We start from the raw sequence: 21,926 nt of genomic DNA on the forward strand, positions 1-21,926 counted from the left end.
ATTGCAAGGCAGAATTACCACCATGTGCAGCCGGTCGCAAGAATCAATCCGGTGAACGGATGCAATGGAACGGGGAACGGTAGGGGGGATGGAAGGGGAGAGTCCGAATTGTCGGACTGGTGCGCAATACAAGCGACCAATGCCTCATATTCTCGCAAGGCGTCATGCTTCCGGGCTGAAAATTTGTCGCGGAATTATTCCCCGGGCGCGTGGGGCGTTGCCGCGCCTTCATCAAGTCGCAGCCCGGGGGCGGCCAAAGGCACGGCAGGGGCTCGCCGTGCCTTTGGCCGAAGGTTGGGATGCGGTTAGAAACGTTCGTAGTCGTCGATATCTATCTCAGGTACAGAGGACTGAATCGGTTTGGGCCGTCTGCCGTGGCCCCGGACCACTGTTTTAATGGCCCGAACGCTGCTGGCGTCGCCAATCTTGAAAAAGGCCACGGTTTCGCTGAGGTGCTCGGCCTGGGAGTTGAGTTCCTGCGAAGTGGACGACATTTCTTCCGATGCGGAAGCCGTTTGTTGAATGACCTGATCCAGTTGCTGGATGGCGTTATTGACGGTGTCCGCGCTGGAACTCTGCTCGGCGCTTGCGGCGGTGATCTCCTGAATCAGGGAGGCTGTGCTCTGGATGTCCGGCACCATCTTGTCCAGCATTTCACCTGCGGCTTCGGCCACTGCAACACTGCTGGCCGACAGTTCGCTGATTTCGGCTGCAGCCGTGCCCGAGCGTTCCGCCAGCTTGCGGACTTCGGCCGCAACCACTGCGAATCCCTTGCCGTGCTCACCGGCCCGTGCCGCCTCAATGGCCGCGTTCAAGGCCAGCAGGTTGGTCTGTCGGGCGATTTCTTCGACAATGGATATCTTGTCCGCGATTTCGCGCATGGCCGCGATGGTCTTGTTCACGGCCTGACCGCCTTTTTCGGCTTCCTCGGCAGTGTTCAGAGAGATGCGTTCCGTTTTGCGGGCGTTTTCCGCATTGTGGAGGATGTGGGAAACCATTTGCTCCATGGACGCTGCGACTTCTTCGATATTGGCGGCCTGCTCGGTCGCCCCCTGCGCCAGGGATTCCGACGTCGATGACAACTCCTGGGAGCCACCGCTGACGGAGGATACGGCAGAACGGACCATGGAAACAACGGACAGCAGTTTTTGTCCCATGTTGTCCAGGGATTGGATCAGTCTTCCTATCTCGTCGTTACGGCTGTAGCCCTCGACTCTGTATGTGAGATCTCCCTGTTCGATATGGGCAAGCCCCCTCTCCACGGTCTCAAGAGGCTTGAAGATAAGTTTATTGACCAGCAGAAGGATCATCAGAACGGACAGGGCGAGAGCCACTACGGCGACAATGATGTTGAAGATGAGGTTGTCGATGGAGTCTGCGGCGATGGCCTGTTGCTTCTTGTAGGTCCAGACCTTCCATCCCAGGGCATCGATGGTGGAAATCCGGCCTTCATAGGTTTCGCCGTTCATTTCGAACAGAATCCTATCCGTGGAGGAGGCATCCTTGAATTTTTCGAGAGAGGGAACCTCTTTCCAGAGGCTCTTGCCGATCTGCTCCTTGTCCGGGCTGGCCATGATATAGCCGTCCGAGCGGGACAGGAACACGTCCTTCATGTTCAAGGTGTGCTGCGTCACCTCGGTAATGGTGGTGAGGGGCAGGTTGAGGCAGAGCACGCCCTCGACATTACCATCGACATTCAGAGGAACGGCGACAGCCATGACGGTCTGCCCGATGGAGGAAACATAGGGCGTCGTAATGATGCGGCTTTCACCGCCAAAGATGCGCAGGTACCATTCCCGCCGCTTTTCCTTGGCATTGAAATTGGGAACCAGCCCCTTGGCGCCGATGGAATAGGTGGAACCATCCTTCAGACCGTAATAAACGTCTTTGACTCCGGCCTGTTTTGCCAGTTTCCCCAGAAGGTTGATCCGATAGTCCAGCTGGGTTTGTTCGTCCTCGTCGGGGGCGTCCGGGTACAGTTTGGCAATGAGTTCCAGTTCGCTGAAATAGGTGTTGGTTTTCTCTCCAACAGCCTTGGAGATGGCCTGCGCCGAAGTCTGTAGCTGGGCAAGCTGGCTGTTGTGGGATGATTCTCTGAAATTGCGGTAGGATAAAACCGACAGCACCGTAATGATGGTTGCGAAGGAGAGAAACACACAGAGAACGATCTTGTTTTTTGCACTAATCGTCATAGGAGTATCCAGGTGTAGTTAAAAGATTCATGGTGTGTCTTTGCCGTCTCCAGGGATGTTTCATCAGTCCTCCCCCGGACCATATGTTGGTGTCCGGCCTTGAATAGCTGGACACTGCCGTCGAAAATCCATGGCAACATATTGCAACTCCCCTTGCACGACATGGAAAACCGTGTGTTCACGTCGATGCCGTTATTTCAATTCGGAACCTGTGACTAAGGTGCCCCAGGAACTGTTTGCCCATGGCGGAAACATTGTTCCCGAGCAATTTCAGGTTCTGCCATGGCGTTAGGTGTAAAACTAAAATCAATCCTTTAAATAGATATAAGATATTTAAATTCTATAACTAGCAATCACCATGCCTGTCGTATATATTATGTTGTTATAATCTTTATTTTAATCTGTTTTGCCAACCACGATTCAACGCGCACGAGGTACCATTTTCACAGTATAAATAAACGCTATACAATGAATATATATTTTAAATGTTGCACTATACTGCATGTTGGGCTCGTTGTTGCATCAAAACAATACTTGGAAGGTCTTTTGGTTTGAATAGTATGGCAACATATTGATAATATTTATGATGATAAATATTGTTTCCAGAATGCAACAGTTGCATTTGCGCAACATGAAATTATGAACTGCATGAATATAGTATAGCTTAATTAAACAATTTGACGTTGATAATTAGTATGTTGCCATGTGGTATCATTGTGAAGAGTCACAGTCATATCCTATTGTGAGCCTCTGAATTCTTTTTTGAAATGCAGCAGATATGCCATTAGCCAACATTGCTATCGTCTCATGTTGCATGTGCGGCTGTTTCGGCCTCGCGCTCTTGCTACGTCAGGGCGTTGAAAATGGCTTCGCTGCCGAGGCGACGAACCATGCCGCTGACACGTTCTTTATTTTTGCCATTTTCTTTGTAATATTCCAGACCGTTGGCTATCAGCTCAAGCGCTTGGTCCGCATCTATCCCTTTTGCCAGCTCCAGTCCGGGGGCGGCGTTGTTGCGGGCGGAACCACCGTAAAGCACAGTCCAGCCCTTGGCGCTGCCGACAAGGCCGATGTCACGGATGGAGCTCAATCCGCATCCAGTGCCACAGCCGGAAACGCCACTCTTGACCTTGTACGGATACGGCCCATGTTTTTTCACGACTTCCAGCAGGCGGTCGGTCATCTCGCGCGTTTCCTGCTGGCCGAACTTGCATTGTCCGCCACCGCTGCATACGGAAATGGCCGGGGGACACTTGGCTACGCGCGTTCCCAATGCATCGATAACGGCATCCAGCTTGTCTGCGGAGACGCCTTCCAGATTGAATTTCTGGCCGGTTGTGGCTCGCAGGTCGTTCAGATGGAACACATTCATGACATCCTGTAACTTTTGCAGCATGTCTCTGGTCAGCAATCCCTGGTGAACACACAATCGCAGGGCGTAGGTGCCGTCCTTTCGTTCCACCGGCATTACCTTCAATGCCTGGGGTGCGATCCTTTTCATTGTAATTCTCCTAGAACAGTCGGCCGAATGCCGAGGAATGTTTTTAAATTTAAAGCCTGTCCTGCGCTTCGGCGAAGGCTGCAGGACAGGCGTGTATGCGGGGCTATTCTCCGTCCCAGATATTCTCGGCGGTGTAGGGCGATCCTTCCATCATCCAATGGGAACCATCCAGAAAGCGGTAGTTCAGATCCATGGACGCAATGATGAACATATCATCTTCGGACAGTTCGAGATCGGCCGCGGCGAGGTTCTGGCGAAGCCGGTCCGGATTCGTTGATTTGGGGATGACGGAAGTTCCCCGGGTGACGGCCCAACCGAGCAGAATCGAGGCAGGCGTAGTGCCGAGCCTGTTCGCCATGGCCACTATCTCGGGATGGTCCAGCAGAGTAGGCTCTCCCTCCTTGTGCTGATGGGCCGGGCGATGCTTGGAACCCAGCGGGGCAAACCCCGTGACGGCCATATTGTTGGCTGCGCAGAAGCTGCGCATTTTGTCTTGCTGGAGGTACGGATGCATTTCGACCTGGCTGACCGCAGGCTGGATGGAGGCTTTGTCCAGCAGAAGCTGAATTTTCTTCGTACTGAAATTCGACGTTCCGATGTGGCGCACAAGTCCGGCACGGACGCAGGACTCAAGGGCATCCCAGGTTTCCAGTGCGTGCTCCTCGGTCCAGGCGATGAGATCTTTGCCGGACTCCGGGTACATGACCGTATCGGCCAGCTGTACGGGCCAGTGGATAAGATATAAATCAAGATAGTCGAGCCCGAGGGCCTTGAGTGAGTTCTCCAGGGCAGGGCGGACATCCTTCGGGCGTTGCGAATTGTTCCAGAGTTTCGAAGTGATCCACAACTCTTCACGCGGGACCGAAGTGACCTTCAGGGTTTCGCCAACTTCTGCTTCATTGCCGTATACGTGGGCGCAATCGATGTGACGGTATCCGATGTTCAGGGCCTGGGTGACGGCTTTGGCCACCTCTCCCTTTTCCGCACGCCATGTTCCGAGACCGAGAGCGGGCATTTTCGCCCCGGTATGAAGGGTAAGGTATTTCATGGTGTTTTCTTAAAAGACCGGCTCCGTCAGAGTCTGACGGAGCCGGTTGTGAGCTTGGATGGTTATACAGTTACTGTCCTGCGCCGATTACGGACGGAAGCCAGGTACTGAGGAACGGGCAGTAGATGACGATAAGGATACTTATGGTCAGTACCAGCAGGTATGGCAGAACCGCCAGCGAGATCTTTTCCACTGACAGGTTTGCTATTCGTGAGGCCACGAAGAGGTTTACGCCCAACGGCGGCGTAAGCATGGCAACCTCGTTGGTGATGACCATGATGACACCGAAGTGGATCGGATCAATACCAAGGCCGGTGATCATGGGCAGCAGGACCGGGGCCAGGATGATCATGGTGGACAGGGTCTCCATGAACATGCCCAGGAAGTACAGGATGGCGACAATCATCAACAGGACGATGGCCGGATCCTTGGACACGCCGAGGACCATGTTCGCCAACCGCAGCGGCGCCTGCTCATAGGTCAGGATCTTGCCGAACAGGGTGGACGCGCCCACGATCAGAAGGACCGTACCGCAAAGCATGGAACCTTCTATCAGGGACAGCTTGATATGCTCCCACCGCAGAGCCTTGTTGATGACAATGCCGACGAACAGCGACCAGACAATGGCGATGACCGAGGCTTCCACCGGGGTGGCCATGCCGGAGTATATGGAGCCCAGGATGATGACGGGGGTTGCCAGAGCAAAGCCGCCCTTGGAAAAGCTTTTCAGAAAAACTTTCAGGTTGAACGGCGGTTGTGTCGTGTCGGTCTTAACGCCTTCCATCTTTGCCTTGACCATGGCCGTGGTGGTCATGAAGACCGCGACCATGAGTCCGGGGATGATACCGGCGGTAAACATGGCGGTTACCGACACATTGGCCAGAATGGCGAAGATGATCATGGGGTTGCTGGGCGGCAGCAGAATGCCGATGGTTCCGCCCGAGGAAGCCGATGCCGCCGCGTAGGACGGGGTATACCCGTTGCGCACCATGGACGGAATCATCAGGGTTCCGATGGCGGCCACGGTACCCGGTCCGGAACCGGAGATGGCGGCAAAGAAGGTGCAGGCCATGATCGTGGTAATGCCGAGGCCGCCGGGCAGGCGCCCGACAACCTGTTTTACCACGTCGATGATCTGTTTTGTGATATTACCGTACTCCATGAGAGTGCCGGCAATGACAAAGCAGGGGATGGCCAACAGCGGGAACAGGTTCACACCGTCGAACAAAGAGTTGTGGATGATGGACAGCGGAAGGTAACCGCTTGTCATGATGGCCAGGGCAGCCGAAATAATCAACGACATGAAAATGGGCATGCCGATGAAGAAACAGGCGATCAGGCAAACGATGGTTATGGCGAGAGTGGACATTACGCATCACCTCCATCGATTTGGGCGAGAGTCATCAGTTCCTTGTTCTTGATGAGTTTGTAGTAGTGCATGCCCAGCCTGAGATCCATAAGAAGGAAACTGGCGGGCAGCATGGCTTCCACATAGCCTTTGACGATGCCAAGGGTGGGAGATATTTCGGGGAATTCAAAGGCGTCCCCGAGTACTTTGACGGACTGATAGGCAATGAAAAGGTTGGCCAGGAACCAAATGGTGTCCGTGAGCAGACGCACGGCAACCCGAACCTTGGGGGGAAGCACAAGGAATTGTGCCGTAATGCGTACGTGCTGAGAGTGCTTCACTGCGAGCACTCCGCCCATGTACACCGACCAGATAAAGCTATAGCGGGACAGCTCCTCGGTCCACGCCAGTGACGAGCTGAAGACAAAACGCATGAATACTTGCAAAGTGAGGGCAAACACCATGGTCGCGACCAGGATCATGCAGGCGCCTTCCTCAAAATTCGCAAAGAATTTTTTGATCATAGACATACTCGAATTACCACCACAGTAGATTATGGGCGGGCCGGGGCCCGCCCGTTTACTTCCGATTCTAGTTTTGGCCCATGATCTTCAATGCGTTGTCGATCTTGTCCTTTCCGCCGACGGCTTCGTAATACTGTGGCCACAGGGCGCGTGCCTTGTTCATCCACACATCCTCGTCGGTGAGTTCCTCTATAACCATGCCGTGTTTGAGGCAGTTGTTCAGAGCGGTCTGGTTCTGCTTGGCAACCCAGTCCCACTCATATTCGCAGGCTTTCCGGGCGGCCTTCGTAACCAGAGCCTGGGTGTTTGCAGGCAGGCGCTTGAACCATTTTTCGGAAACGAGCAGGGGGCCGACCCAGAGCATGTAATGCAGGTCGGTGATGTACTTCTGAACTTCCCAGAACTTCTGGTCCTGGTTGATGGAGTGGGGATTTTCCTGACCATCCGCAACACCCTGCTGCAGGGCGTTGAAGGTTTCGGACCAGGACAGCGGATGCGGTTCAACGCCCCAGGAGCGGAAGGAGTCCAGCTGGATACGGACTTTGGGCACGCGGATTTTGAGGCCCTGCAGGTCGTCAATCTTGGTGATGCTGTGTTTGGAGTTGGTAAGCACCCGATAGCCGCCGATCAGCCAGCCCAGAGGCCGGGTCATGCTCTGCACGGCAACCTCGTCACCAAGGGAATTGACGAACTCATCGTTGTCAAACAGGGTGTAGGCATTCTCAATCTTGGGGAAAAGGTAGGGGAGAATGGTAATGGTGGCGGAGGAAGCGAAAGGTGTCAGGTTGCCGGCTGCCAGGACTGCAACGTGCAGCTCGGAGTCACGAAGCTGTTTTACGTTTGCCTGCTCCGAACCCATGGAGCCGCCCAGAAAGAGATTTACCCGAATCTTGCCGTCTGATTCCTTTTCGACGATTTCCTTGAATTTTTCCAAAGCTACGGCGTGAAGACTTCCGGTGGGGTTGGCTGTTGCAGCCATTATCATGGTTGACTTGTAGTTTTCCGCAAAAACTGAAGAGGAAAACATCAAGAGCGCTGCGGTCATAATCAGGATTACTGCTTTTTTCATAATTATGCTCCAGATTGACAGGGTTATGAGTATGCCTTTCCGGCTAAAGGCTTTTTGTCTGCGGTGCCTGGCACTGCTGACCATTCAGTCATTGTTGGTTGATATTTCCCCTAATCCTCCGAAGAGTTGATAAAATTGCAACCAGGTTGACTGTGTTTAAATAGACTTGCCAACGGCCATCAAAATAGTGGCCTATGTCTCTTCTTGAATTGGCTCCACACCAATGAGGACTCGACAGAGACGGCAGTTCGGCAGAATCCTCAGCTGCGCGAACCGAACGCGTTTTGCAAAGAGGATGCCTCTCTTGTGAAAACGGGAACAATGCGCCGTTGGACACGGGTTCTCTTCTTTTAACTAGTAGGAATAACTAGAGTCTTAATCGCTGCAACACCCTAAAAGTTATAGATTTGATTGAAACGCAGGCCGTACAGAGGAAAGAAATCAAATTTTTTGGAATTTTTATAAAATTCAAAGAAAGTTTTGTGAATTTTGGGACAATTCAAAAGCCGAAAAAATCCAATGTTTGTTGCAATTTCGCAACAAACGCGTCGCAGGCAGAGTGGTTGGGTGTGTATTCTACCGTAATAATGCCATAAAGCCGTGACGTGTTGCGCGCTGGCAACGGTTGCGCCTCGGCAACAGTGGATGATTTTTTTGGGCCATATCAGACTAAGTTAAGGCAGGCAACGCGGCGGCTGGCGGTTAAAAAGGAAGTTGGATTTGAGAAAATCCTGGCGGCTTTGCTCTCGGAGCAACAAAAAAAGGGACGTTTTCACGTCCCTTTGGTTGATTCCGGCCTGGAGCGGGTTTTTTAGAGTCCGAGCACCTTTTGGGCATTTTTGTACATGATGGCTTCAAGCACATCCTCGGGCAGGCCGAATCCCTTGTACATGGCTATGGCGTCACGGAAATCCGCACCGGGATGGGCGCTGGCGAAAAGCAACTTGTCACCGATCAGGTTGGCAGCGGCCACCACGTAGGATTCCCCGCCGGGGTGCCGCTCGTATTCAGACAATTCCATGTATACATTGGCGTTGCGCTCGGTGACCATAATGGCTTCTTCGACCCACGGGTATCCGCCATGGCTGATGATGATCTTCAGTTCCGGGAAGTCGCGGGCAACATAATCGATATAACGCGGGGCGGCATGTTCCATGACGGCGCCGGGAACCAGGGTGCCGGGGCCGGTGGAGACAACGATGGGGATATTCAGCTCGCAGCACTTGGCATAGATGGGATAGTACTTGGCATCATTGACGAAAATTTTTGCAAGATAGGGGTCGATGGCTGCCCCGTGCATCCCCTCTTCCGTGATCTGGCGGGTCAGTTCGTATACACCGTCCATGCCCTTGTGAGGATCGACGCCCATGAAGCCAAGGAACATGTCGGGGAATTCCTTCACAAAGGCGATAACGCCACCATTGTTTGAGGCGGCGTCATAGGTCATGGAGCAGTCGCGGCCAGTGATGACAGCCTTTACCACATTGTGTTCCTTGATCATTTTGACAACGTCAGGAACTTCTTGAGCCACCAGGCGAGTCAGATCAATTTTAGCGAACATGCCTTTGAACATGGTGCTGTTGGTAAAACCGTCAATAGTGGCCTGGGTATTCGGGCGAAAACGAAAATCGATGATCTGCACGGGTATTCTCCTTAAATTTAACGGGTGCTTTCTTGTGTGTCACGCCGGTTTGCAAGGGCAGTGCCATGACTTTGTGCCATCTTTCCGTTTCTCCTGAGCTGTTCCACCATGAACAATGGGCCGCACCCCATGAGTTTATCCATCTCATTATATACGCCTGCCAAGGGTGACTGAGAAAAACGCACCAATTGATTCGGAGACAGAGGTCGAGCTTGTGCGGAATTGCAACAAGCTGCTTTGTGCAAAATTGCAACAAGGTAAGTAATAGTTTGTAATAAAAGGATAAAAAACAGTTTTGTTGTAGCTGTGCAACAAAGCCGGGTGGCTCACGGAGGGGTGGGGCAAACGTGATTTTCAGATAAAAGACAATAAAACTAAATGGTTATTGGTTTGGCACGATCAATGCTCTAAGGGGATTGCGTACTGAGCGCGTGGCTCCACAACCACTGTTTAAGATAAGTATAAGCAAACGTTCATTATCTAGGAGAACCGAAATGACCACTTTTGATTGCTGCCTTTCCCCGCAAGAGGTGCGTATCGCAAACAGCGTCGATACCCGCGCCGGTCGCGAGCGTATCTACAAGATTCTTGATTCTTTCCATATGACCACGCCGTTCATCGACATCGAGCGCGCCCGTTACTTCACCGAGTCCATGAAGGCCACAGAGGGCCAGCCCCTGGTTTTGCGCTGGGCCAAGGCTCTCAAGAACTGCGCCGAAAAGATGACTGTGTACATCACTCCTGGATCCCTGATCGCCGGTCGCGCAGGCAAGCAAGGCCGCTACGGCATCCTGTACCCGGAAATCGACGGCGACTTCTACTCCACTCTTGGCGAGCTGGACAAGCGCGAGAAGAGCCCGTTCAAGATCACTGACGAGGAAGTCAACATCGTCCTGACCGAGATCGCTCCCTACTGGAAGGGCAAGACCTACCACGAGCACCTGAACGGCGCCATGCCCGACGACCTGCGCGGCGTGACCTACGACGATGACATGGGCCTGAAGTCCAAGTTCGTCGTTTCCGAGACCTCTTCCTACCGCTCCGCCCTGCAGTGGGTACACGACTACGACAAGGTCCTGAAGCGCGGCTTCAAGGACATCAAGCGCGAAGCTGAAGAGCGCATGGCCGAGCTTGACGCTCAGAGCCCTGTCCAGATGTGGGAAAAGCGTCCCTTCTATGAAGCAATGGTCATCATCTGCGACGCCATCATGCTGTGGGCCCACCGCCACGCCGAACTTGCCCGCGACCTGGCTGCCAAGGAGACCGACGAGATCCGCAAGGCCGAGCTGCTGGCCATGGCCGACCGCTGCGAGCGTATGCCCGCCGAGCCTGCCAAGGACTTCCGCGACGCCATCCAGTCCCAGTGGTTCGTGCAGATGTTCTCCCGCATCGAGCAGAAGGCTTCCGCCATTATCTCCAACGGCCGTATGGATCAGTACCTGTTCCCCTACTACGAGCAGGACCTCGAAGCTGGCACCCTGACCCGCGAACAGGCCAAGGAGCTGCTGGAAATGATGTGGGTCGAGATGGCTCAGTTCATCGACCTGTACATCAACCCCACCGGAAACGAGTTCAACGAAGGCTATGCTCACTGGGAAGCCGTCACCATCGGCGGCCAGACCCCGCAGGGTGAGGACGCGACCAACGATCTGTCCTACCTCTTCCTGGAGTCCAAGCGCGAGTTCCCGCTGAACTACCCCGACCTGGCTGCCCGTATCCACTCCTGCTCTCCGGAGCGGTTCCTGGCCGAAGTTGCCGAGACCATCAAGGACGGCTCCGGTTTCCCGAAGCTGATCAACGATGAGGAAGTGGTTCCCCTGTACACCGCCAAGGGCGCTCCCTACGACCAGGCCATGGATTACTCCGTGTCCGGCTGCACCGAAGCCCGTATGCCCAACATCGAGACCTATACCTCCGGTTGCGTGTACATCAACTTCGCCACGGCCATGGAAATGACCATGCACAACGGCCGCATGCTCAAGTACGGCGACCAGGTTGTCGGCCTGGAGACCGGCGACGTCACCGAGATGAAGACCTGGGACGAGTTCTACGACGCCTACCTGAAGCAGCACAACAACCTGCTCGTGAAGGCTTTCCGTCAGCAGTACATCGTTGACTCCCTGCGTCCCGAGCACTTCGCCACCCCGCTGGCTTCCGTCCTGCACGACCTGTGCATGAAGGAAGGCCTGGATCTGCAGAATCAGCACATCCCCGGCGGCCTGGAGTACTCCTACTTCGAGTTCCTGGGCTACGGCACCGTGGTTGATTGTCTGGCTGCCATCAAGAAGGTTGTCTTTGAAGACAAGAAGCTGACCATGGACGAAGTCCTCAAGGCCATCTCCGCCAACTTCGAGGGCTACGAGGATATCCGCGAAATCCTGCGTTCCGCTCCGAGCTACGGCAACAATGATCCGTACGCCGATGCCATCGCCAAGGAAATCGACGCAGTCTGCCAGGAATACGCCCACAAGTACTCCGAGGAACGCGGCGTGAACCTGGATGTGCGCTACGTGCCCATCACCTCCCACGTTCCCTTTGGCAAGGTCGTTTCCGCCCTGCCCAACGGTCGTGAAGCCTGGACCGCTCTTTCCGACGGTTCCTCCGCTTCCCACGGCGCCGACCACATGGGCCCGACCGCTGTCCTGATGTCCAACTACCACTCGAAGAACCGCGGCATGAAGAACCGTGCTTCCCGTCTGTTGAATGTCAAGCTGTCCCCGAAGGTTGTCGAGGGCGAGGCCGGTACCCAGAAGATCGTGGATATGATCCGCACCTGGTGCGACCTTCATCTGTGGCACATTCAGTTCAACATCATCAACAAGCAGACCCTGCTGGCCGCTCAGAAGGATCCTGACAAGTACCGCAGCCTGCTCGTCCGTATCGCCGGATACTCCGCATACTTCTGCGACCTGTCCCGCGACCTGCAGAATGATATCATCAACCGTACTGAACACCAGCAGATGTAGTCTGTGAAATAACAGCGGGGAACGGGAATTCCCGTTCCCCGCTTTTCCTGGGCACGAATTTTTCCAACGACGAAATCCTGAAAGGACATCGCAATGAGCGCCAATGAAGGCATCGTTTTCAACATCCAGAATTTCTCCGTCCACGACGGCACCGGCATTCGTACCATCGTATTCATGAAAGGATGTCCTCTCCGTTGCGCATGGTGCAGCAACCCGGAATCTCAATTGATGAAGCCCCAACTGGCCTTCAACCCTTCGAAATGTCTGACCACCGACAAATGTACGCGGTGTATGGACAACTGTCCCCAGGGCGCAATCTCCGCCGCTGAAGACAAGCTCATAATGATCGACCCGAAGAAATGCATTCAGTGTCACACCTGTGCGAAACATTGCCCGCCCAGCGCGCTGAATGTTTACGGTAAGACCATGACGGTGAAGGAAGTCATCAAAGAGGTTGAAAAGGAAGCGGCGTTTTACGCCCGCTCCGGCGGCGGAATGACTCTGAGCGGCGGCGAAGCCATGTCTCAGCCTGACTTCGCAGTTGCTCTGCTCAAGGAAGCCAAGAAGCATCGCATCAAGACGGCCATGGAGACCTGCAGCTATGCCCGGTATGACGATATAAAGGCCGCCTGTGAGTATTTGGATGAGATCATCATGGACATCAAGGCCATTGATGACGAGAAACACAAGCAGGGGACCGGGGTCAGCAATAAGCGCATCCTGGAAAATATCAAATGCGTGGCTGCCGAATTCCCCAACCTGCCGATTCTGATCCGTACACCGGTCATTCCCGGTTTCAACGACACCGAGGAAGCGATCCGCGGCATCGTCGACTTCATCCCGGTGCAGTCCAACATCACTTATGAACTGTTGCCCTACCACCGCATGGGCCAGCCCAAGTACGCCTACCTGGGCATGGAGTTCCCATACGAGGGAAAGGCTCTTGATGAAGGTGTTATGGACCGCCTTCGAGTTGTTGAACGTGAAGCCAACGAACGGTTGAAAAGTGCACAATAACTATACCCTCTGCATTGTAGGGGGATAGCCTCCTCCCCTAAAGCGAAGCGCCCCCGGTCCTGTAAGCAGACCGGGGGCGCTTCTGCTTTGCGCGCCACTGAGCTTGTGCCGATTTTATTCGGCTTCGTATTTTTTGAGCTTGCGGAAGACCGTGGTCCGGTCCAGCTTCAATTCTTCGGCCAGCTTGGCTATGTTGCCCACCCGTTTCATACCGTTCTGGATGATGGCCTTTTCCACTTCCGCGAGGATTTCCTTCATGGATTTTCCCGTGACCTCAAGGCTGCCCATGCCGTCCTTGGCCGCCACGCGGATTTCGGCCGAGGGGGTGAAGGGCAGATCCGCTACGTCGACGATGTTCTTTTTGGACGTGACGACACATCCCAGAACCAGGTTCTCAAGCTCGCGGACGTTGCCGGGCCAGGAATGTTTGAGAAGGGCATTTTCGGCTTCCTGGGAGAAATTAACGTCGCGCTGATATTTCTGGCAGAAGAACTTAAGGAAGACTCTGGCGAGGGGGAGAATGTCCGACTGGCGATCTTTTAGCGGCGGAATATTGATAACCGCGACTTTGAGGCGATAGTAGAGATCGCTTCGGAAACGCCCGGCCTCGACTTCCTTTTCCAGGTTTTTGTTGGTGGCTGCCACGATGCGCACGTTGACCTTCTGTGGCACCGTTGCTCCCACTCGGACAATCTCGCGGTCCTGTAGCAGCCGCAGCAGTTTGGTCTGCATGAGCAAGGGCAGTTCGCCTATTTCATCAAGGAACAGGGTCCCTCCCGAGGCAGCCTCGATGAGACCCATTTTGCCGCCCTTGTTGCCTCCCGAAAAAGTGCCGGGGGCGTAGCCGAACAGTTCCGTCTCGATGAGGTTTTTGGGCATACTGCCACAGTCGGCCTTGATAAACGCATTGTCCGCATGAGGACTGAGCTTGTGCAGGCGTCGGGCGAAAACGTCCTTGCCGACACCCGTTTCACCCAGCAGCAGCACCGTTGCATCGGTTTCCGCAATGATGCCCAACTGGCCGAAAAGCTTTTTCATCACCTTGCTCTGGACCATGGTCGGCATGTGCTCCACGGTCATGTCGAGGCTTTGCATCTTTTGGTAGGCCTTGAGCAACTCCTGCTGCGAAGCCAACTGTTCCCGCAGTTCCGAAAGTTTGGTGACGTCACGCAGGTAGGTGATGACCAGGGCCACGTTTCCCTCTTCGTCAAATACGGGGTGGCCGTCCAGAACGAGCTTTTGGCCGCTGCCCAACTCCTGAACCTGGGTTTCCGGCTGTTTGCTGCGAAGAATGCCAGGATTGAGAACCACATCGAACAGGCCACGCCGTACCAGCTCATGGACGGATTTGCCCATGAGCTCTTCTCCGGGGATTCCGGTTAGTTCCTCATGCCGTTTATTGGAATAGAGGATAATTCCATCAGGATCACTGATGGAAATGGCTTCATCGAATGTCTCTATAATCTGTGTCCAATATTTTTCAATCATAACAGAATATTATCCATACAAGATCACGGGTTTTGCATGTGGGGCCGAAGGTGTCCGACCTCGGGAGTCAACCTCTCACAAACCATACAAGGGAGCAAGGAAGCAATTTTTTCAAGTACTTTGGTGTGGTTATTGCTAAGCGCGCCCATGCACGACGCTCTCCTTTTTTTCATTCCATGGTTTTTCGGTGGTCTCGTGAACAACCTCACCGGCTTTGGTGCGGCCTTGGTAGCCTTGCCTCTCATGGCAAATTCCGTACCACTTGCCACGGCCATCCCGGTAGCCACACTGGTTGTATTAACCGTGAATCTGCAAATGAGCTGGCGATATCGAAAATCAATTCACTGGAAACGGTTGGGCTACGTGCTTGTCGGCGGAGTCGGGGGAACCGTGCTGGGCATCATGTTGCACAAGGCTGCAAATAACACTGCTCTCGAATTGAGCATGGGGATATTCGTCGCGGCCTACTCGGTTTACAGTCTTCTTACCCAAAACAGCGCACCTCGTGAGCTGAAATCGATATGGGGCGTCGTGGCCGGATTCGCCTCAACCGTGCTCGGGGCGGTCTTTGGTTTCAACGGTCCGCCTTTGGCGCTGTATGTGTCCAAAACAGGTTGGAGTCAGGAAGAGGCAAAAGGATTGCTTGGCGTCTGTTTCGTCATGACCTGTTTGATGATTTTTTGCGGACAGCTCGTTGCAGGGCTGCATAATTCCGATACTCTTGCCGGGTATCTGATGGGCTGTCCCGGGGCGTTGCTGGGCGGAGCTTTGGGGCTTTATCTTTCCCGTTTCCTTTCTCAGAAAACCTATCAGAGGGTTGTCCTGACCCTGGTCTTTTTCGCCGGCATGTACATCATTGTGTCCTGTCTTTGATTCGCTTCCTTTCGGATCAATACGGCCTTCTTCAACACTTCCACCAGATTCGGAAGGCTTTCGGAATCACCTCATATAGTATCAGACAAGGAATGCCCCTGCCTGCGGCCGGGGCGATCTCAGGAAGCGGAAACAAGAAATCTTGGAGATTCATAAGAACCCTTTCCAAAGGGTTCTTATGCCACCGGAGGCATGCTGATTTGCGATTGTGCGGGTAAGGCTAGACGGCCATGTCCGCGAATTGCGGTTGGGCGGGGGCGCCGTACTGGGTGTAGGCGGCCATTGCCTTTTCCATGGAGGCCATAGCCGGATTGGCTACTCCGTCCATTTGCGAGGCGAGGTTGTTCAGACCGGCGGTTTCGTCCAGGCCGTCCTTGAGCTGTTCCAGCAGCTGTTCGGTCAGGGAGGTGGAGTCGGCGCTGCCGGTTTCGGCATCCTGCACGGCGCGGGCGAAGAAGCGGGCGGTGACGCTCTGGCCGCCGGAAGTCTGGCTTGTCTGTTCGGCTACGTGGAAGGTCTCAAGCTCGCCGTTGTCGAAAAATTCGTTCAGCTCCTCGTTGATCCCGGAGTTGAATTTTGAGATGGCGGAATCGCCCGCCGTGGTGCCGAAATTGCGGTCGATGAACTTGAGGGTATTCAGCAGGCCGTTGCCGACGGTCTTTTCGCTGACTTCGCCGCTTGTGGCTCCCATCATCATGGCAGCGGCGGCGTCCCCGGCGTCGTCGCCATACTGGTCCCGCACCCAGTCCAGGGCGGAGGCCAGGGAGTCGCGCAGCTTGGAAGCACCCTTGATCTCGCCGTTTTCACCGGTGCGGTCACCCATGCGGCGGATGATTTCATTGGCAACGGAGCTGCCAATGGAATCCGGCCGCTGCGAGGCAAAATCGGCTGCGGAAAGGGGCGTCTGCCGTTCGGCCTTTGTGCCGCTCAGCGACGAGACTGCCTTGCCGACATTCATCCCGGAGGCCAAGCGGGACCCCGCATTCCCCGAAACCAGGGACGCGGCGCCACCCAGGTTCTTGCCCTGGGCCTTTTGCGCCTGCAGCTTCTGCATGAAGCCGTAATTGAGATGACTGCCTTGGATTATCATGCCCATCTTATCGGCCACGAGAACCCTTTCTTTATCCCTTTTTTACAAAAAAAATCATTTTGTTTCTCCCAATATAGGCCTCCCCGCGAAGCGGCACCAAAAAGTTTTGGAAGAAGAGAGGGATGGGGGTCCGGGGGAAGGGAGAGAGGGAACCTTTTCCAAAAGGTTCCCTCTCTCCCTTCCCCCGGCCGCCGCAGGCGGCACTACATGTCTTCTGAATCGAGCAGGATGGTGACCGGGCCCCAGTTGGCGAAGTCGAGGACCATCTCCGCACCGAAGATGCCGGTTGCCACATGGCCAGGTGCCAGGGCCGTGGCGTCGGAAACAAATTGGTCGTAAAGCCGCTGGGCAATGTCCGACGGACAGGCGCGGGAGAAGGATGGGCGGCGGCCTTTTTTGCAGTCGGCATAGAGTGTGAACTGGGAGATCAGGAGCAGATCGCCGCTTATGTCCGCGAGGGAGTGGTTGAACTTGCCGCTGTCGTCCGCAAAGATGCGCAGGTTGAGGAGTTTGTCGAGCAGCTTGTGCCAGACCGGGCTTTGCGGCAGGTCCGGGCCGTCGTTGTGGCCGAAGCCGATGAGGGCGAGGATGCCGGTGTTGATCTCGCCCACGGTTTTGTTTTCCACGGTGACGCTGGCGCGGGTGACGCGCTGGAGCAGGATGCGCATGGGCTAGTCCAGGGAAATGTGTGAGGAGGGGGGCTGTGACGTCGGGGTTTCGGACGGCGGCGCCTGCTGACAGCCTCGGCCAAAGGAGGCGATCAGGAAAAAGCCGATGAACACGAGAAAGGCGATGCCGCTCAGCACGCGCCGGGGATTGGACCGCGCATCCCTGGGGATGAGCTGCCGGGTCATGATCTTGCCGTAGGACGGCTCGTTTTCGTCGCGCGGCACCTGTCTTCGCCGGGCCATTATTCCTCCCAGTAGGTCGCCTTGGAGGAAGGCTTTTCAGATACCGAGACCTCTACGAGGCGCACGTTTTCCGGGAGGCGGGGCTTTACCTGGCGGTAGATGAACATGGCCAGATTCTCCGAGGAAGGATTGATCTCGGTAAAGCACTCCACCTCGTTGAGATGATGGTGGTCGAGCTTGTCCAGTACTTCCTTGGTCAGTCTCTTCAGGGCCTTGAAGTCCATGAGGTACTGGACCTTTTCGTCCAGGTCCGCCCCCTCGACCACGACCTCGACGCCGAAGTTATGGCCGTGCATCTGTTCGCATTTGCCGCCGTAGTTGCGCAGCTGGTGCGACGCGGAGAAATCCTGAGTGATGGCCAGTCGCCATTTGCCGGGCATATTATCGCTCCTTGTATTCGTGGGGGCGCAGCGTTTCGCCCTGGAAGGCCTCTTTGGGGTACTTCCGATTATTCTTGTCGCATTTTGCGTGGGCGGCCGCAACCAGATCGATGCCCATTTCGTCGGCCAGCCGGGCCAGATAAATGAGCACGTCGGACATCTCCTCGCCCACGGCGTGGCGGTGCTTGTCGTCCATGTTGCGGCTTTCTTCGGGGGAGAGCCACATGAAACATTCGTTGAGCTCGCCCACCTCTGCGGTGAGGGCCATGACCAGATTCTTGGGCGTTTGGAATTCCTTCCAGTGCCGTTGGTTCACGAAGTCGTCAATGCGTTTGCTCAGATCGGAGAGGGAATCCATGACTATCCTCGTGATGCGGGTTCGGGCACGGCGCGACGGCTTTTGGATGCAGGGCGGGGCAGCAGTGCCAGCAGGGAAAGGGTAAACGATACGGCCACGCCTGCATAGCTGAATCCCTTGGCCCCGGTGGAGGCCGCGGCCACGCCGCACGCGCCGCCCAGGATGAGAGCCAGAACCATGGCACGCGGATTGATGGCCCGTTTGCCATGGGCCAGGATGGCGACGGCCATGGGGCAGACCACGCCGCAGACATAGATGTCGTTGGCCGCCAGCAGCAGGGAGAGGATGGAACCGCCGCACAGAGCGATGCCCACCGCACCCAGGCCGATGGCGACCATTATCAGGCGGCAGCGGGCCACGTTGGTATCGCCGAGCAGGTCGTGCTCCAGCACGGTGGCGGCGGTGTGCAGGCAGGAGTCAGCTGAGGATACAATGGCCGAGAGCAGCGCGAAGAGCAGGACGATCCCGGCCCAGCCCGGCATTATGGCGGGAATGACCTGGGTCAGGATGGCGTCCGGGTCCGTGCCCGGCGTGGCCAGACCGCGTGCATACAGGCCGAGGGCCACCACGACCAGGGCACACAGGGCCAGCCCGGCGGCCGCCAGAAGCGTGCCCCGGCGGGCGCGGCTGTCGTCCTTCGCGGAGAGCAGCCTGCCGAAGAGCATTGGGCAGACCACATAACTGCCGCCAACGATGAGCATGAAATAGGTCCAGCGCGAGAGCGGAAACGCGTCGTTGGTGAATTGCAGGGGGATGTCCGCCAACGAAACGGGTGAATGGACAGCGGTGAAACCAAGGGCCAGGAGCAGCCCGGCGGCAAGCATGGAGAACTGCACCGCATCGCTCTTGAGAATGGAGTTCTGCCCGCCGAGTACGGTGTAGGCGGTGATGAGCGCGGCGCAGGCGGCCAGCGCCGTGGTCGGAGCCATACCGGTCAGGGCGGTGACGATCTTTCCGGCCGCGATGTATTGGGCGGCCAGGATGGAAGTCCAGGCCGGGATGATGATCAGGGCCATGAGACGCCGTGCGGTGGGGGATATGAATTTTTCGGCCATGTCCGGCAGGGTGTACACTCCGCTCTTGCGGACCTTTCTCGCCAGGAGAAAGCCGAGGACGAGCAGCCCGGCCGCGCCGGAACCGAGCCACCAGAAGGCGGGGAACCCGGCGGTGAAGGCCAGTCCGGTCATGCCTATGGTGGCCGAGGCCCCCACACAGGAGGCCACGATGGACACGCCCACCAGCCCGGCCCCGGAGCGGCGGCCAGCCACGGCGAACTCCTCGAAGTCCTTGCGTTTGAAGAATTCGTGCAGGCCCATCAGGATGAACAGGGCGCAGTAAACGGCGAGCAGCGTCATTTCCGGTCCTTTGTCTTATGCATGTGCGTTGGCCGCGATGGCGGCATGGACGGATTGTCCGATTCGTTCCACGTCGTCTTGGGTGATGATGTAGGGCGGCATGGCATAGACCAGCCTGCTGAAGGGGCGCAGCCAGACGCCGCGCTCCACCAGAAATTCCTGAAGCCGGGGAACGTTCACCGCCTGCTTCATCTCCACCACGCCGATGGCTCCGAGGACGCGCACGTCCGCCACGGCATCGAGCGCATTGCAGGGGGCCAGCGCTTCCTTGAGCCACCCCTCCACGGCGTGTACACGACCCTGCCAGTCGGTATCGCGCAGCAGGTCGAGGCTCGCGCGGGCCACGGCGCAGGCCAGGGGATTGGCCATGAAGGTCGGGCCGTGCATGAGTACACCGCCATCCGAGGACAGGGTGCGGGCCACGTCTCCCGTAGCCAGGGTGGCGGCCAGGGTCATGGTCCCTCCGGTCAGAGCCTTGCCCACGCACATGATGTCCGGCACCACGTCCGCCCAGTGGCAGGCAAAGAGCTTGCCCGTGCGGCCGAACCCGGTGGCGATCTCGTCCAGGATGAGCAGCACGCCGTGTTGGTCCGCCAGCTCCCGCAGGCCGCGCAGGTAGTCGGGATGATAGAAATGCATACCCCCCGCGCCCTGGACCACGGGTTCCACGATGATGGCCGCGATCTCGTCTTCGTGTTCGGCCAGCAGGGTGCGGACCTCGCTTAAGTCGGCGGGGTCGAAATCCTCGCCGAACCGACAGCGCGGCCGGGGCGCGAAGAACTGGCGGGGGAGCAGGCCGGTGAACAGGCCGTGCATGCCGTTTTCCGGGTCGCAGACCGACATGGCTCCGCAGGTGTCACCATGGTAGCCGCCGCGCACGGTCAGCAGCCGGGTGCGCGTGGTGCGGCCCGAGGCCTGCATGTATTGCAGGGCCATTTTTATCGCCACTTCCACGCTTACCGATCCCGAATCCGCAAAAAAGACGTGTTCCAGCCCGTCCGGGGCCATCTCAAGGAGGGTGCGTCCCAGCTCGATGGCCGGATCGTGGGTCAGACCGCCGAACATGACGTGGGACATGCGGCCGATCTGTGCGCGCGCCGCCCGGTTGAGCTCTGGATGGTTGTAGCCGTGGATGGCGCACCACCAGGAGGCCATGCCGTCCACCACTTCCCGGCCGTCCGCCAGTGTGAGGCGCGTGCCGCTGGCCGAGGCTACCTTGAGCGCCGGGATGGGATGCAGGGCCGAGGTATAGGGGTGCCACAGATGCTCGCGGTCGAAAGCGATGCTCTCGTTCAGAGTGGGCTGGGGCGCGGTACCTGGCAGCGATGTTGCGGCTTTGGTGATGCGTTCGATGAAAATTTCGTCACCGCCATCCAGACAGGGAATTTCCGTGAGGATGGGCACGTTGCCGTGCAGGGCGAGGGAACGGACGTTCTCGGCGCGCAGCTGGGCGTCCTCGCCGGGCGGGGTGGTGTTGTTGACCACGATGCCCGCCACGTCCAGGCCGTGGTTGCGCACTGCGTCGATGGTCATCAGCGCGTGGTTTATCATGCCGAGCTTGTTGTCCGCCACGATGACAACCGGCAGGCCGAGGCTGTGCATGAAATCCAGGGTGGTTACGCTGTCCGACAGGGGCACGGCCACACCGCCCGCGCCTTCCACCAGCAGAGGGGAACGGTCCTTGCCCATGGCGAGCACGTCGCGGCGCAGGGCGTCGATGTCCAGGCTCTCCCCGGCCAGCCGGGCGGCCAGATGCGGGGAACAGGCCGGGATGTACTTGCGGCAGCAGGCGTCCGGATATCCAGCCGGGAAATGGGGCGCGGCCAACCGGGCGTATTCCTCCACGTCCTCGGCCACGAGCCGCCCGTCACGTTCGAAACAGCCGGTCTGCACGGGTTTGACGGCCAGGGCCGGAAGGCCGAGGTCCAGAAAGGCCCGGAGCAGGGCGGCGGTGACGCGGGTCTTGCCCACGCCGGTATCGGTGCCGGTAATGAAGTATCCTTGCATGGCGTGAAACGGGCGCTTCGGCCCGGAGGGGAACCCTACAGCGGGGACGGGCGGATTGCAACGGCCGAGGGATTGCCGCTGGTGTGGGGAATCTGCGTACCTACATAAATGTAGCGGAAAGAATCGTTGTATGTCCGGAATTGTTTGCTTCGTCCGC

General features: G+C 56.7%; 18 protein-coding genes. 3 read left to right on the forward strand and 15 right to left on the reverse strand.

What is annotated here, in order from left to right; genetic code table 11:
* Positions 1–305 precede the first annotated feature (305 nt).
* The 7 genes from ACI0FG_RS18510 to ACI0FG_RS18540 all read right to left on the reverse strand — a co-directional run bounded on the left by ACI0FG_RS18510 (position 306) and on the right by ACI0FG_RS18540 (position 9,324).
* Positions 306–2,192 (reverse strand): methyl-accepting chemotaxis protein, encoded by a 1,887-nt coding sequence (locus ACI0FG_RS18510; protein ID WP_419786493.1) that lies wholly within the window; start codon positions 2,190–2,192, stop codon positions 306–308.
* A gap of 844 nt (positions 2,193–3,036) precedes the next feature.
* A complete protein-coding gene (locus ACI0FG_RS18515; RefSeq protein ID WP_419786494.1) occupies positions 3,037–3,693 on the reverse strand; it encodes a nitrite reductase in 657 nt (218 codons plus the stop codon).
* A 103-nt stretch (positions 3,694–3,796) separates the two neighbouring features.
* Positions 3,797–4,741: an aldo/keto reductase gene (locus ACI0FG_RS18520; RefSeq protein WP_419786495.1), complete on the reverse strand. Its 945-nt coding sequence runs from the start codon at positions 4,739–4,741 to the stop codon at positions 3,797–3,799.
* A 70-nt stretch (positions 4,742–4,811) separates the two neighbouring features.
* A complete protein-coding gene (locus ACI0FG_RS18525) occupies positions 4,812–6,110 on the reverse strand; it encodes a TRAP transporter large permease (RefSeq protein WP_419786496.1) in 1,299 nt (432 codons plus the stop codon).
* The gene (locus ACI0FG_RS18530) at positions 6,110–6,613 is read right to left on the reverse strand and encodes a TRAP transporter small permease (RefSeq protein WP_419786497.1); all 504 of its coding nucleotides are present in this window, start codon (positions 6,611–6,613) and stop codon (positions 6,110–6,112) included. The genes ACI0FG_RS18525 and ACI0FG_RS18530 overlap by 1 nt, the downstream gene beginning before the upstream one ends.
* Before the next feature lie 67 nt (positions 6,614–6,680).
* The gene (locus tag ACI0FG_RS18535) at positions 6,681–7,682 is read right to left on the reverse strand and encodes a TRAP transporter substrate-binding protein (protein WP_419786498.1); all 1,002 of its coding nucleotides are present in this window, start codon (positions 7,680–7,682) and stop codon (positions 6,681–6,683) included.
* A gap of 811 nt (positions 7,683–8,493) precedes the next feature.
* Complete coding sequence (locus ACI0FG_RS18540; protein ID WP_419786499.1) at positions 8,494–9,324, reverse strand: amidohydrolase family protein; 831 nt, start codon at positions 9,322–9,324, stop codon at positions 8,494–8,496.
* Positions 9,325–9,818: 494 nt separating this feature from the next.
* Between ACI0FG_RS18540 and hpsG the strand changes: the two genes are divergently transcribed.
* Together hpsG and hpsH are read left to right on the forward strand one after the other, a co-directional pair.
* Positions 9,819–12,290: a (2S)-3-sulfopropanediol dehydratase gene (gene hpsG, locus ACI0FG_RS18545; protein ID WP_419786500.1), complete on the forward strand. Its 2,472-nt coding sequence runs from the start codon at positions 9,819–9,821 to the stop codon at positions 12,288–12,290.
* A gap of 93 nt (positions 12,291–12,383) precedes the next feature.
* A complete protein-coding gene (gene hpsH, locus ACI0FG_RS18550; protein ID WP_419786501.1) occupies positions 12,384–13,307 on the forward strand; it encodes a (2S)-3-sulfopropanediol dehydratase activating enzyme in 924 nt (307 codons plus the stop codon).
* 114 nt (positions 13,308–13,421) lie between these two features.
* Here the strand turns inward: hpsH and ACI0FG_RS18555 are convergent, their stop codons facing one another.
* The gene (locus ACI0FG_RS18555; RefSeq protein ID WP_419786502.1) at positions 13,422–14,795 is read right to left on the reverse strand and encodes a sigma-54 interaction domain-containing protein; all 1,374 of its coding nucleotides are present in this window, start codon (positions 14,793–14,795) and stop codon (positions 13,422–13,424) included.
* Positions 14,796–14,942: 147 nt separating this feature from the next.
* On the opposite strand from ACI0FG_RS18555, the gene ACI0FG_RS18560 reads away from it, so the two are divergent.
* Positions 14,943–15,668 (forward strand): sulfite exporter TauE/SafE family protein, encoded by a 726-nt coding sequence (locus ACI0FG_RS18560; RefSeq protein ID WP_419788415.1) that lies wholly within the window; start codon positions 14,943–14,945, stop codon positions 15,666–15,668.
* Positions 15,669–15,888: 220 nt separating this feature from the next.
* Here the strand turns inward: ACI0FG_RS18560 and ACI0FG_RS18565 are convergent, their stop codons facing one another.
* The 7 genes from ACI0FG_RS18565 to bioA all read right to left on the reverse strand — a co-directional run bounded on the left by ACI0FG_RS18565 (position 15,889) and on the right by bioA (position 21,769).
* On the reverse strand, positions 15,889–16,776 hold the full coding sequence (locus ACI0FG_RS18565; RefSeq protein ID WP_419786503.1) for a hypothetical protein: 888 nt from the start codon (positions 16,774–16,776) through the stop codon (positions 15,889–15,891).
* A gap of 185 nt (positions 16,777–16,961) precedes the next feature.
* Positions 16,962–17,426 carry a D-aminoacyl-tRNA deacylase gene (gene dtd, locus ACI0FG_RS18570; protein ID WP_419786504.1) on the reverse strand — a complete coding sequence of 155 codons (465 nt, stop codon included), beginning with the start codon at positions 17,424–17,426 and terminating at the stop codon, positions 16,962–16,964.
* A 3-nt stretch (positions 17,427–17,429) separates the two neighbouring features.
* Positions 17,430–17,669 (reverse strand): hypothetical protein, encoded by a 240-nt coding sequence (locus ACI0FG_RS18575; protein ID WP_419786505.1) that lies wholly within the window; start codon positions 17,667–17,669, stop codon positions 17,430–17,432.
* Positions 17,669–18,049: a 6-carboxytetrahydropterin synthase QueD gene (gene queD / locus ACI0FG_RS18580; protein WP_419786506.1), complete on the reverse strand. Its 381-nt coding sequence runs from the start codon at positions 18,047–18,049 to the stop codon at positions 17,669–17,671. The genes ACI0FG_RS18575 and queD overlap by 1 nt, the downstream gene beginning before the upstream one ends.
* Before the next feature lies 1 nt (position 18,050).
* Positions 18,051–18,407 (reverse strand): nucleotide pyrophosphohydrolase, encoded by a 357-nt coding sequence (locus ACI0FG_RS18585; protein ID WP_419786507.1) that lies wholly within the window; start codon positions 18,405–18,407, stop codon positions 18,051–18,053.
* 2 nt (positions 18,408–18,409) lie between these two features.
* Positions 18,410–19,762, reverse strand: a complete 1,353-nt coding sequence (locus ACI0FG_RS18590) for a sodium:solute symporter family protein (protein ID WP_419786508.1) — start codon at positions 19,760–19,762, stop codon at positions 18,410–18,412.
* A 15-nt stretch (positions 19,763–19,777) separates the two neighbouring features.
* Entirely contained in the window at positions 19,778–21,769 is a 1,992-nt protein-coding gene (bioA, locus tag ACI0FG_RS18595) for an adenosylmethionine--8-amino-7-oxononanoate transaminase (protein ID WP_419786509.1), read from the reverse strand.
* Between the last annotated feature and the right edge of the window lie 157 nt (positions 21,770–21,926).

Origin of the sequence: Pseudodesulfovibrio sp. 7M6 (assembly GCF_050058625.1) — a bacterium.
In the GTDB taxonomy this organism is placed as follows: Bacteria; Desulfobacterota; Desulfovibrionia; order Desulfovibrionales; family Desulfovibrionaceae; genus Pseudodesulfovibrio; species Pseudodesulfovibrio salinus.

Excerpts from the sequence above, each read along its gene's own strand:
- ACI0FG_RS18530 (WP_419786497.1), bottom strand. The coding sequence starts at position 6,613 with ATGATCAAAAAATTCTTTGCGAATTTTGAGGAAGGCGCCTGCATGATC.
- ACI0FG_RS18520 (WP_419786495.1), bottom strand. The coding sequence starts at position 4,741 with ATGAAATACCTTACCCTTCATACCGGGGCGAAAATGCCCGCTCTCGGT.
- ACI0FG_RS18590 (WP_419786508.1), bottom strand. The coding sequence starts at position 19,762 with ATGACGCTGCTCGCCGTTTACTGCGCCCTGTTCATCCTGATGGGCCTG.
- ACI0FG_RS18575 (WP_419786505.1), bottom strand. The coding sequence starts at position 17,669 with ATGGCCCGGCGAAGACAGGTGCCGCGCGACGAAAACGAGCCGTCCTAC.
- ACI0FG_RS18525 (WP_419786496.1), bottom strand. The coding sequence starts at position 6,110 with ATGTCCACTCTCGCCATAACCATCGTTTGCCTGATCGCCTGTTTCTTC.
- ACI0FG_RS18510 (WP_419786493.1), bottom strand. The coding sequence starts at position 2,192 with ATGACGATTAGTGCAAAAAACAAGATCGTTCTCTGTGTGTTTCTCTCC.
- queD (WP_419786506.1), bottom strand. The coding sequence starts at position 18,049 with ATGCCCGGCAAATGGCGACTGGCCATCACTCAGGATTTCTCCGCGTCG.
- ACI0FG_RS18555 (WP_419786502.1), bottom strand. The coding sequence starts at position 14,795 with ATGATTGAAAAATATTGGACACAGATTATAGAGACATTCGATGAAGCC.
- ACI0FG_RS18515 (WP_419786494.1), bottom strand. The coding sequence starts at position 3,693 with ATGAAAAGGATCGCACCCCAGGCATTGAAGGTAATGCCGGTGGAACGA.
- hpsH (WP_419786501.1), top strand. The coding sequence starts at position 12,384 with ATGAGCGCCAATGAAGGCATCGTTTTCAACATCCAGAATTTCTCCGTC.
- ACI0FG_RS18585 (WP_419786507.1), bottom strand. The coding sequence starts at position 18,407 with ATGGATTCCCTCTCCGATCTGAGCAAACGCATTGACGACTTCGTGAAC.
- ACI0FG_RS18560 (WP_419788415.1), top strand. The coding sequence starts at position 14,943 with ATGCACGACGCTCTCCTTTTTTTCATTCCATGGTTTTTCGGTGGTCTC.
- ACI0FG_RS18535 (WP_419786498.1), bottom strand. The coding sequence starts at position 7,682 with ATGAAAAAAGCAGTAATCCTGATTATGACCGCAGCGCTCTTGATGTTT.
- bioA (WP_419786509.1), bottom strand. The coding sequence starts at position 21,769 with ATGCAAGGATACTTCATTACCGGCACCGATACCGGCGTGGGCAAGACC.
- hpsG (WP_419786500.1), top strand. The coding sequence starts at position 9,819 with ATGACCACTTTTGATTGCTGCCTTTCCCCGCAAGAGGTGCGTATCGCA.
- dtd (WP_419786504.1), bottom strand. The coding sequence starts at position 17,426 with ATGCGCATCCTGCTCCAGCGCGTCACCCGCGCCAGCGTCACCGTGGAA.